Annotated in this window: 9 protein-coding genes; 4 read left to right on the top strand and 5 right to left on the bottom strand. The window is 58.4% G+C overall.

Features of this window, described 5'->3' with window-relative positions:
* Positions 1–32: 32 nt before the first annotated feature.
* A complete protein-coding gene (locus KGB06_RS28150; RefSeq protein ID WP_223521571.1) occupies positions 33–1,403 on the bottom strand; it encodes an HlyD family type I secretion periplasmic adaptor subunit in 1,371 nt (456 codons plus the stop codon).
* Entirely contained in the window at positions 1,396–3,117 is a 1,722-nt protein-coding gene (locus KGB06_RS28145; protein WP_223521569.1) for a type I secretion system permease/ATPase, read from the bottom strand. The genes KGB06_RS28150 and KGB06_RS28145 overlap by 8 nt, the downstream gene beginning before the upstream one ends.
* Before the next feature lie 604 nt (positions 3,118–3,721).
* Between KGB06_RS28145 and KGB06_RS28140 the strand changes: the two genes are divergently transcribed.
* Entirely contained in the window at positions 3,722–4,162 is a 441-nt protein-coding gene (locus tag KGB06_RS28140; RefSeq protein WP_223521567.1) for a hypothetical protein, read from the top strand.
* A gap of 79 nt (positions 4,163–4,241) precedes the next feature.
* Here KGB06_RS28140 and KGB06_RS28135 read toward each other — a convergent pair whose 3' ends face one another.
* Complete coding sequence (locus tag KGB06_RS28135; RefSeq protein WP_223521565.1) at positions 4,242–5,144, bottom strand: LysR substrate-binding domain-containing protein; 903 nt, start codon at positions 5,142–5,144, stop codon at positions 4,242–4,244.
* A gap of 106 nt (positions 5,145–5,250) precedes the next feature.
* On the opposite strand from KGB06_RS28135, the gene KGB06_RS28130 reads away from it, so the two are divergent.
* Positions 5,251–6,648 (top strand): MFS transporter, encoded by a 1,398-nt coding sequence (locus tag KGB06_RS28130; protein ID WP_223521563.1) that lies wholly within the window; start codon positions 5,251–5,253, stop codon positions 6,646–6,648.
* A complete protein-coding gene (locus KGB06_RS28125; protein ID WP_223521558.1) occupies positions 6,645–7,919 on the top strand; it encodes a glucarate dehydratase family protein in 1,275 nt (424 codons plus the stop codon). The genes KGB06_RS28130 and KGB06_RS28125 overlap by 4 nt, the downstream gene beginning before the upstream one ends.
* 287 nt (positions 7,920–8,206) lie before the next feature.
* On the opposite strand, the gene KGB06_RS28120 is transcribed toward KGB06_RS28125, so the two are convergent.
* Positions 8,207–8,980 (bottom strand): ParA family protein, encoded by a 774-nt coding sequence (locus tag KGB06_RS28120; protein ID WP_223521551.1) that lies wholly within the window; start codon positions 8,978–8,980, stop codon positions 8,207–8,209.
* Between the two features lie 202 nt (positions 8,981–9,182).
* Positions 9,183–9,683: an Lrp/AsnC family transcriptional regulator gene (locus KGB06_RS28115; protein WP_223521549.1), complete on the bottom strand. Its 501-nt coding sequence runs from the start codon at positions 9,681–9,683 to the stop codon at positions 9,183–9,185.
* A 119-nt stretch (positions 9,684–9,802) separates the two neighbouring features.
* On the opposite strand from KGB06_RS28115, the gene KGB06_RS28110 reads away from it, so the two are divergent.
* Positions 9,803–10,837 carry a histone deacetylase family protein gene (locus KGB06_RS28110; protein WP_223521547.1) on the top strand — a complete coding sequence of 345 codons (1,035 nt, stop codon included), beginning with the start codon at positions 9,803–9,805 and terminating at the stop codon, positions 10,835–10,837.
* Positions 10,838–10,860: the final 23 nt, after the last annotated feature.

Raw genomic sequence — 10,860 nt, 5'->3', positions numbered from 1 at the left:
GACCGCCGCGATAGCGGCAACGGCGGTCATGCTCATTCCTCTTTGAAGGCCGCTAGCAGGCGTTCACGCAAAGGTTTCATCAGGTAATTCATCAAGGTGCGTTCCCCCGTCACCACCGTGACATCGGCGAGCATGCCGGGGCGCACCAGAAGGCCGGAGGCCTGCAGCGAGGCGACGGTGTCGGCGGGAATTTCGACCTTGGCGGAAAAGTACGGTTGGCGCGTCTGTTCATCGATCAACTGGTCCGCCGACACCGTAGTCACCGTGCCGGTGACGGTCGGCGTATCCACCCGTTGCAGCGCGGTGAAATGCACATGCACCGGCAGCCCCGGGCGCAACTTATTGGCCATCAGCGGCTCGAAACGCGCGGTGATCGCCATCGGCGCGTCCAGCGGCACCACCTGCATCAGGGTTTGGCCGGCCTGCGCAACGCCCCCGACCGTATGAATGCTCACGTCCATGACCTGCCCGGACACCGGCGCACGGATCGCACCGTTGTCGACTTCAAACTGCAAGGCATTAATCTGATCGGCATAACCTGCGGCCTCGGCAGAGACCTCGCTGAGCTGGGTTTCGGCATCGCGGCGAAATTCCTGCTTCGCCTGCAAGGCCTTGAGCCCGCTTTCGTTGATCGCCTGGCGGGTCCTGCCGACATCGCCCACCCCGGAGGCAATCTGCCCGGCCAGTTGGGCTGCGTTGCGTTCGGCCTCTAAAAGCTTGTTCCGCGGAATGTAGCCTTCACTGGCCAAACCACGCAGGCCTTCCAGCTCCTGCTGCTGGAAACGCATCTGCGCGTCGTAGTTACGTTTGACACCTTCGTAACCTTGCAATTGCTGCTGCAATGCCGCGACTTCGTGTTCGATGATCTGCAAGCGGCTGCCCAATTCTGCGCGGCGGGTCAGAAACAACTGGCTCTGCAAGACCATGGCGGCCTTGACCCGTGGCTCGTCGGCACGTTCCAGCAGTTCAGCGGGCCATTGGATCTCGGCTGAGCCCAGGCGCTCGGCAATCAATCGCGCCTCGACGCTACGATCGTTGAGCAACTTGCCCAGGGTCACATCCCGTTGCGACTGCGCCTGCACCGTATTGAGCTGCACCAGCAACTGTCCCTGCGTGACGCGGTCGCCATCGCTGACCAGCAGCTTTTCCACCACCCCACCGACCAACGACTGCACAGCCTTGCGTTCGCCCGCCACCACCACAGTGCCGCTGCCCACGACCCCCTGGTCGAGCGGCGCCAGGCAGGCCCAGAGCAGGAAGCCGCCCAGTGTCAGGACCAGGAAACCCACACCATAGCGTGCCGCCCCCCCGGCGTCGGTACTGGCGCAGGGCTGCGGCGTGGTGCCGCGCACGGTCAGCCCCTGCTCGCTGTACATTTGTGTCCCAGGGGTCAGATCACGCATTTCTGCCAGCCTCCCTGACTGCGGCCGGTCTTGGCCCCGGCATCAATGCCTTGAGTACCCGATCCCGTGGACCGAATGCTTGTTGAGTGCCGTCCTTGAGCACCAGGATGTGATCGACCACCGCCAGCACATTAGGCCGGTGGGTAATCAGCACCACGGTGCTGCCAGCAGCCTTGAGCGCATTGATGGCCTGCACCAGCGCCAGCTCTCCGGCTTCATCGAGGTTGGAATTGGGCTCGTCGAGCACGATCAGCGACGGGCACCCATAGAGCGCGCGAGCCAGGCCGAGGCGTTGCTTTTGTCCACCGGACAAGCCAAGCCCGCCGGGGCCCAGCGGCGTGTCGTAACCCTTGGGGAACCTCAGGATCATCTCGTGAATGCCGGCGTGACGCCCGGCGGCGATGATCTTGTCGGCGTCCTGCTCGCCGAAGCGGGCAATGTTGTCGGCCACACTGCCGTCGAACAGCTCGATGTCCTGAGGCAGGTATCCGAGGTGTGGGCCCAGGGCGTCGTGGGACCATTGACTGATCTCGGCATTGTCCAGGCGCACCGACCCGCCCATGGCCGGCCATACCCCGACCAGCGCTCTGGCCAGCGTTGATTTACCACTGGCGCTGGGGCCGACGACGGCGAGTACATCACCTTTGGCAAGGCTGAAATTGATGCCCCGCAGGACCGGTTGCGAGGCGCCGGGCGGGCCGACATACAACTGCTCCAGGCGCACCGCGCCGGTGGGCGGTGGCAAAGGCATGCGCAGGCGCTCGCGCGGATGCTGGGCAAGCAGTTGGCTCAGGCGCTGGTAGCTCTGGCGGCCGGAGTTGAATTGCTTCCACGAGCCAATGGCGATTTCCACGGGCGCCAGCGCCCGCCCCAGCAGCAGCGACATCGCAATCATCATGCCCGCCGACAATTGGCCTTCAAGCACCAACAACGCCCCCAGCCCCAGGGCCAGCGACTGTCCGGATATGCGTACAAAACGGGTCGTCGAAGTGATACGCGCGCTACGATCGCTGGCATGGGCCTGGGCGGCAATGATGCGTTGCTGCAGCAGGCTCCAGCGCTGGCGCAACGGCCCGAGCATGCCCAGGGCCTGGATGACTTCGGCATTGTGTAACGTGCTGTTTACATAGATCGATGACTGCACACCCAGGCGATTGGCTTCGCCCAAGCGCGTGCGAGTCGCCAACTCGCCCCACAGCGCCAGGCCAATCAGCACCAGGGCCAGAACCAGCGTCAGCACGCCGAACCAGGGGTGAAAGATGAACGCCACCAGCAGGAAGATTGGCAACCACGGCGCATCGAGCAAGGCTATCAGACCTTGGCCGGTGATTAACTGACGCAGTGTCGCCAGATCGGTGAGCACCTGCGCCGGGTTGGCGTTGTGCTCGCGCAGGCTGCGGGCGAAGGCGGCGTCGAAAATCCGCTCGCCCAAGGCATCGTCCAGCCCCGCACTCATGCGAATCATCACCACACCACGTGCCCACTCGATCAGGGCGCTGAACATGAACAGTCCCAGGGCGATCAATGTGAGCATTAACAAGGTGGTTTCGTTGCGGCTGGTGAGGACCCGGTCGTACACCTGCATCATGTAGAGCGACGGCACCAGCACAAGCAGGTTGATCACGCCACTGAACAGCGCCAGCGACCAGAACACCCGGCGATAGCTTAATAAAGCGGCATCAATGTCATGACGCGGATCGAGAAGTAAACCCATAGAGTGTCGCCCGCAAAAGGAATAGTCGGTCCAAGAGCAATCCGTCGCGAGTTTTTTTGCCGTAAGGCATTGGAGAAAACACTACACGTAGCTTGATGTGCCGCTATCAGAGACGATCCTCGTCGCTACAGGTGCCAATTACTGACAACGCAACGACGGGTTAGTGCCGGTTCGACAGGCTGGGGGTTCATGTGGGTGACGGGCGGGAATGTTGCATTCGCCCAAGGGGACCTGAGGGCCTCAAGGTGGGGATTGACGGCTCAGGGACGACGTACCGCCCTGCAAAGTTGCCTTTTCCTTTGAACCTTCGGGTTTAAAAAGATTTTTAAAGGCCAGTAGAACGAGAGAATCCAAGACGCTCGGGTGCCGCTGTGAGATTCTTTTTGAAACCTCGGGCGTTCATGCCCAGGAGTAAATCAGGACAAAATTTTGAACCCGGTTCATCTGCTCCTAGCTATAGTCAGTAAGTCAGTTCCAGGTTGCACCGTCGGTGGCAGGAGATCGACAGCCCCTTAAACTGACGTAAATGCTACGCTTTGATCTCATCGACATGAGATGAAGCGACGCCTATCGAAAACTCACTTCATAGAGACCAAGAGTGGCCATGAAGCGGATCCTGAGCGGTGCTATCACCCTGGCAATCATCAGCACGATGACCGTTGGTCTACTCCAATGGAGAGCCGTCGCAAAGCAGAATCAAGAAGTTTCTTGCAGTGAAGCCAGGCACGCCTTAAAAGGAGTGGAAATTCGAGCGCGAGCCTTGGCTGCCGGGATGACCGTAGAGGCGTACGCTAACGCTGAAGAAGAGGAAGTGGCGAAACTGATCCGCGCTCTCGAAGGTGCGAATAGCGCGGCAGATGTTGATACGGTCATGGAGAGTCACTCTGCCGCCATAGAAGCGGAGGACGCCGCTGTCGAGGCCGAGGTGGACGCTCGAGGCAATCAAGCATTCCTCGAACAACGATTAAAGAAGCAGCGGATACCCGTCGATGTTAAACAACAACTCGAACGCGCCGCAAAGGCAGTCAGTCTCACTTGTAGCTAGCGCTCTGCGCTAACCAGATCACCGCTCAATAACTGCGTAACCCAGACTTACATTTGAGCCAACAAAAAAATGGCCAAATTCACAAGCCCCACCCTTCCCTCACAGCCTTTCGAATCCCCTCCAGCAACATCGCAAACGCCGGGTTGTCATTATTCTCGCGCCAGATTAAATGCAGCTCGCTCTGTACGCCTTCCCCCAGATCGATATCCCGAAACACCACGTTCTTGAACACCACGCTGGTGGCACAGCGAGGGACCAGGGCCAGGCCCATTCCGGCGTTGACCAGCGCCAGAATAGTCAGTGACGAACCGAGCCATTGCACGTATTCCGGAGCGACGCGGGCTGAACGCAGCATGCCGGTCAGCAGTTCGTTGAACGGTGGATAGGCGGCGTGGGAGTACATCAGGAACGGTTGCGCATCGAGGTCTTTGACGGACACGGTTTCGGCACTGGCCAGCGGGTGGCGACTGGGGACGGCCAATACAAATGGCTCGCGCACCAGGCACTCGGTGGCGTAGCCCGGTTCCAGCAAGGGCGCACGGACGATGCCCAGATCGATACGCCGGGCGCGAAGGGCTTCGTGCTGTTGGTAGGTGTTCATCTCCGACAGATCGATTTTGACATGAGGCTGTTTGAGCCGTGCTTCAGCAATGACCTTGGGCAGGAATTCGTACACCGCGCTGCCAACGAAGCTGATGTTGATCGAGCCGATGTCGCCTTCGGCAAAACGTCGGGCAGTGACGGCGGCTTGCTGGGCGCGCTCCAGCAGATTCTGCGCTTCGATGAAAAAGGCGCGACCGGCGGCGGTGAGAGCAACGCTGCGGGTAGTGCGGGTGAACAGTTCGACACCCAAGTGGTGCTCCAACAGTTGGATCTGTCGACTGAGGGGCGGTTGCGTCATGTTCAGGCGCTCGGCGGCGCGACGAAAGTTGAGTTCGGTGGCCACCGTGGTGAAGCAGCGCAGTTGAGTCAGTTCGAACATTGATCTAATCCAGGTATCAATCGAATGCCAAGTTAGATTAGACGGGATTAATTGCCGCGTCCATGATCGGCTCGTCCCTAAAAAAACAATGATCGGGAGTTGCCTCTTGAATACCCTCCAGAATCCGCCGGACCCGAATGTGCTTGCCCGCGCCGCAGCCAAGGTAAAGCGCCATGTGTTGCCGCTGTTTGTGGTGATGTTCATCGTCAACTACATCGACCGGGTCAACATCGGCTTCGTACGCAGCCACATGGAAACCGACCTGGGCATCGGCGCAGCGGCCTATGGACTGGGTGCCGGGCTGTTCTTCATCGGTTACGCGATATTCGAAGTGCCCTCCAACATGCTGCTGCAACGCTACGGTGCTCGCGCCTGGTTGACGCGCATCATGTTCACCTGGGGCGCAGCGGCCATGGCCATGGCCTTCGTGCGTGGCGAAACCAGCTTCTATGTGCTGCGCTTCATTCTCGGCGCGGCCGAAGCGGGTTTTTTTCCGGGCATCATTTACTACTTCACCCAGTGGCTGCCGTCGACTGAACGGGGCAAAGCCATGGCGATCTTTCTCAGCGGTTCCGCCATTGCTTCGGTCATTTCTGGCCCGGTGTCCGGTGCGCTGCTGAACGTCAGCGGTTTCAGCCTGCATGGCTGGCAGTGGATGTTCCTGATTGAAGGCTTCGCCTCCATCGTCCTGTGCGGTTTTGTCTGGTTCTGGCTGCAATCCCATCCGCGTGAAGCGAAATGGCTGAGCGCCGAAGAAAAGGACGCGCTGGTTGGCGCCATCGCGCTGGAGCAGCAGGCTCGCGAAGCCGCGCAGACGATCAAACCGTCGATGTTCAAATTGCTGGCCGACAAGCAAATTGCCCTGTTCTGTTTTATCTACTTTTCCATTGCCTTGACCATCTATGGCGCCACGTTCTGGCTGCCGAGCATGATCAAAAAAATGGGCAACCTCGGCGACTTCCAGGTCGGCCTGTTCAACTCGATTCCGTGGCTCATTTCCATCGTTGCGATGTATGGCTTCGCCGCCATGGCCAGTAAATGGAAACACCAGCAAGCCTGGGTGTCGTTGACGCTGGTGATTGCGGCCTTCGGCATGTTCATGTCGACCACGGGCGGACCGATCTTCGCCTTCGTCGCCATCTGTTTTGCGGCCATAGGTTTCAAGGCTGCCTCGGCGTTGTTCTGGCCGATTCCGCAAGGCTATCTGGATGCGCGCATCGCCGCCGCAGTGATCGCCCTGATCAACTCCATCGGCAACCTTGGCGGTTTCGTCGCCCCGACGGCGTTCGGATTTCTGGAACAAAAAACCGGCTCTATCGAGGGTGGACTTTACGGCCTGGCCGCCACATCACTGGTAGCGGCCGTGATGATCTTTTTCGCCCGCACGGCACCCCGTGGCGACGCCTTTCGCTCGCTGACCGGCAAACCCGTCGCAGACGCAGCCTGCAAAAAATCCATCAGTCAACAAGCCTTGAGTTCAGGTTCAAAGGGAGCAGCCTCTTGAAAATCAAACGAGTCACCGTCACCCCCATCGCTTTCCGTGATCCGCCACTGCTCAATGCCAGTGGTATCCACGAACCGTTTGCGCTGCGATCGATCATCGAGATCGAGAGCGACAATGGCTACATTGGCCTGGGTGAGAGCTACGGCGACGCTCCGGCGCTGGCGATCCAGCAGCAATTGCAAGCCAAGTTGATCGGCCTCGACCCGTTCAATCTCAATCAGCTGCGCGCCATCGTGCAGGCCACTGTGGCGGCGAACAAACCGGCGAGCATCGCCGGCGCAGAACTGGCACCCGGTTCGCACGCCAGCAAAGCGGTGAGCAATGCGTATTCGGCGTTCGAAGTGGCGTTCCTGGATTTACAGGCACACTCGCTGAACGTGCCGTTGGTGGACTTGCTGGGCGGTGCGATCCGTGACGAGATTCCGTTCAGCGCCTATCTGTTCTTCAAATACGCCCAGCATATCGATTCGCCTTACAAACCAGACAGCTGGGGTGAAGCGCTGAACGAAGAGCAGATCGTCGCCCAGGCGAGGCGCATGATCGAGACCTATGGTTTCAAGAGCATCAAGCTCAAGGCTGGCGCGCTGGAGCCAGAGCATGAGGTTGCGTGCATCAAGGCGCTGAAAAAGGCCTTCCCGGGGTACCCGCTGCGGATCGATCCGAACGCTAACTGGTCCCTGGAAACCTCGATCCGCATGGCCGAACTGCTGGGCGACGACCTGCAATATTACGAAGACCCGACGCCGGGCCTGGAGGGTATGTCCGAACTGCACAAACGCACCGGCCTGCCGCTGGCGACCAATATGGTGGTCACTGATTTCGATGAGTTTCGCCGCAGTGTGGCATTGAACAGCGTGCAGATCGTCCTCGCCGACCACCACTATTGGGGCGGGCTACGCGACACTCAGGCGCTGGCGAAAATGTGCCAAACCTTTGGCGTGGGCGTGTCCATGCATTCCAACTCACACTTGGGTATTAGCCTGATGGCCATGGCGCATGTCGCCGCCTCGGTGCCCAATCTCGATTACGCCTGTGACACGCATTACCCTTGGCAGGAGCCGGACGAAGAGGTGATCAAGGGCGGCAAGCTGCCCATCGTCGATGGTTGCGTGAAAATTACCCGAGCGCCCGGGTTGGGCCTGGAGCTGGATCACGATCAATTGGGCAAGCTGCATGACCAATACCTGACTTGTGGCATTCGCCAGCGCGATGATGTGAAACAGATGCAGCGTTACAAGCCTGATTGGAAAACCATCAAACCGCGTTTTTGAGGGTGTCCGGTGCCCGGCTGTCAGGGCAAGGCACCGGTTATTCAGCACCGATAAAACATACGCGGACACCCTCGCCTAATGCCGATCAGTTAAAGGGCAAGAACCTGTGGGAGCGAGCCTGCTCGCGATGGCGGACTGTCAGGCAACGCAGTGTTGACTGCTCCACCGTCATCGCGAGCAGGCTCGCTCCCACAAGGATTTCGGCGTTCAACGCCTTAACTGATCGGCATTAGACACCCTCGCCTTTAATGCTGGCGTTTGGAAGGTGTGTTGGCTGGACGCTTACGCTAGGCGGCCCGCTCCAGGGCATCCAGCAAGCCAACAAATTCCAGTGAAAGCTTATGGCGAGGAGCTAAATGGATGAGGGGGACTGAAACTTCGTGAGATTCGCGCATCTTGACGGAGCTGCTCAGGTAAACCGGCAGTACTGGTAATCCTTCTGCCAGCAGCTCATCAACGAGACTTTGGTGCAAGCCAGTGTGCCCAGTGAACTGGTTAACCACCACCCCTTCCACTTTCAGTGATTCATTGTGATCACAACGTAGATCTTCTACCTGCGCGATGACGCGATACAGCGCCTGACGAGAAAAACTGTCGCAATCAAACGGAATCAGCAACCTGTCCGCAGCCACCAGCGCGCTGAAGGTATAAAAATTCAGTGACGGAGGTGTATCGATGTAGATGCGCTCATAATCCTCGGAAAGCTCTACCAGCAACTTGCGCAGCTTATTGATCTTGAACTTGCTCTCCAGTTTTGATTGGAGGTCTGACAGTTCGGGGCTGGCAGCCACCAGGTGGAGGTTGTCGTAACGGGTCTCGATGATGTTCACGCGACTCTTTCTGCCTTCGAAGCCGCCAGACAATGTTTGTTTGAAAAAATCGGCGATGCCCGTCGGAATACTCTCGTTGATCAGGCCAGTGAGATAGTGAGTCGAATTTGCCTGGGGGTCGAGATCTACCAGCAGCGTTCGGTAGCCTTCGGCAGCACTCACAGCGGCAAGGTTGCAGGCAATGCTGGATTTTCCAACACCACCTTTCTGATTGAATACGACACGACGCATGGGGGCTTGCTCATCCGTGAAAAAGGCCAGAGGCCAGCTTAGGTCAAATGTAAGAAGTCGTGTCAATTCTATGACCGTAACATTACAGTTTTACGACAGTGATTAGCCGAAGCCGCGGATTAGAGCGTTTGACTGCCAAGTGCCGTCGAAACAATACAGTCTCCTAACACGCCCCTGAAAAGGTGATCTAACCCCTGCCCGCTCAGTCCTTGCTCGATTTGGGTATCGCAATGCGGCTACTGGTCTTGACCTCGCGTAAAGCCAGGCTGGACTGGATGGAGGCAATACCCACCTGACGCCTGAGCACCTGCTCTATAAAGTCACTGTAGCTATCAAGATCCTCTGCCAACACTTGCAGCACGTAATCGGCATCCCCGGTGATCTTGTGACAGGACAACACTTCAGGCAATTGCGCAATCACCGCCTCGAAAGCGTCGGGAGCGTGATCAGCGTGGGTGGAAAAACGGATGTGCACGAACGCCAGGATATCCAGCCCCAGCATTCGTCGATCAAGGTTCGCCTGATAGCCCTTAATCACGCCCGCCTCCTCCATTCTCTTACGACGCCGCCAGCAAGGCGTAAGGCTTAACGACAGGCGCTCACTGAGCTCGGCGTTGGAGATACTCGCATCCTCCTGCAACAACGCGAGAATCGCCAGGTCGGTGTCGTCGAGACTGATGCGTTTGGATATTTTTTTCTGCATGGCGCCATTCCTGAGTAAAACCACCCGCAATATCTACCAAACCTTGAAAACAAAGCAAAGATTTCGCATCTGAACCAGAACAAAATATTTGCACTGGCTCACATCAACGGATGCGCACAATGTTTACAGTTTTCAGTGATTCCCACCGTTTGCACCACGGCACCGAATTGAAAGACGGCGTGCTCAAACCGTCCTTTGAACAGCCCAGTCGGGCTGATACCGTCCATCATCGGGTTAAACAGGTAGGGCTAGGCCAGATCATCGAACCACGAGCATTTGACCGGTCGTGCTATGTCAACGCGCACAGCGAGCGCTACGTAACTTTTCTGGAATCCGCCTGGTCTGAATGGAGCGCAACCGGACGCACCCACGATGCCTTGCCGCTGGTATGGCCGGTGCGCGATCTGGCGAACGAGCAAGTCCCGACGTTCATCGACGGCAAGCTGGGTTTCTACGCCATGGATGCCGGCTCCCCCATTACCGCCACCACATGGCAAGCGGTAAAAACCAGCGCCGATATCGCGCTGACCGGACTGGCGCTGATCGATGAAGGCCACGACAGTGCCTTTGCCCTCTGCCGCCCGCCCGGCCATCACGCCGCGCGTGAATACATGGGCGGCTACTGCTATCTCAACAACGCCGCCATCGCCGCACAGCAGGCCATTACCCGAGGCGCCAAGCATGTCGCGGTACTGGACGTCGACTTTCATCATGGCAACGGTACCCAGAACATTTTCTACGGGCGCAGCGACGTCATGTTTGTCTCGCTGCACGGCGAGCCGGCGGTGTCCTATCCGTACTACTCAGGCTTCAGCCATGAAGTCGGCGCAGGCCACGGCGAAGGTTACAACCTGAACTATCCGATGCCGAAGAACACTACCTGGGAAAGTTACCGCAACGCCTTGTTCCACGCCTGCAAGAAGCTCCAGCAATTTGCCCCTGAAGTGCTGGTTATTTCACTGGGCGTCGACACGTTCAAGGACGATCCCATCAGCCATTTCCTGCTGGAAAGCGAAGACTTCATCGGCATCGGCGAGCTGATAGCGGGTGTGGGCTGCCCCACCCTGTTCGTGATGGAAGGCGGCTACATGGTCGATGAAATCGGGATCAATGCGGTCAACGTGCTGCATGGTTACGAGAGCAAACGCGCCTGAGTCATCCCCTGAATCGCAGCGTT

Origin of the sequence: Pseudomonas sp. GL-B-19, assembly GCF_019956415.1 — a bacterium.
In the GTDB taxonomy this organism is placed as follows: domain Bacteria; phylum Pseudomonadota; class Gammaproteobacteria; order Pseudomonadales; family Pseudomonadaceae; genus Aquipseudomonas.
This window is presented reverse-complemented; position numbering and strand designations above follow the sequence as displayed.

Coding starts and splice junctions, on each gene's coding strand:
- KGB06_RS28140 (WP_223521567.1), top strand. CDS start 3,722: ATGAAGCGGATCCTGAGCGGTGCTATCACCCTGGCAATCATCAGCACG.
- KGB06_RS28120 (WP_223521551.1), bottom strand. CDS start 8,980: ATGCGTCGTGTCGTATTCAATCAGAAAGGTGGTGTTGGAAAATCCAGC.
- KGB06_RS28135 (WP_223521565.1), bottom strand. CDS start 5,144: ATGTTCGAACTGACTCAACTGCGCTGCTTCACCACGGTGGCCACCGAA.
- KGB06_RS28110 (WP_223521547.1), top strand. CDS start 9,803: ATGTTTACAGTTTTCAGTGATTCCCACCGTTTGCACCACGGCACCGAA.
- KGB06_RS28150 (WP_223521571.1), bottom strand. CDS start 1,403: ATGCGTGATCTGACCCCTGGGACACAAATGTACAGCGAGCAGGGGCTG.
- KGB06_RS28145 (WP_223521569.1), bottom strand. CDS start 3,117: ATGGGTTTACTTCTCGATCCGCGTCATGACATTGATGCCGCTTTATTA.
- KGB06_RS28115 (WP_223521549.1), bottom strand. CDS start 9,683: ATGCAGAAAAAAATATCCAAACGCATCAGTCTCGACGACACCGACCTG.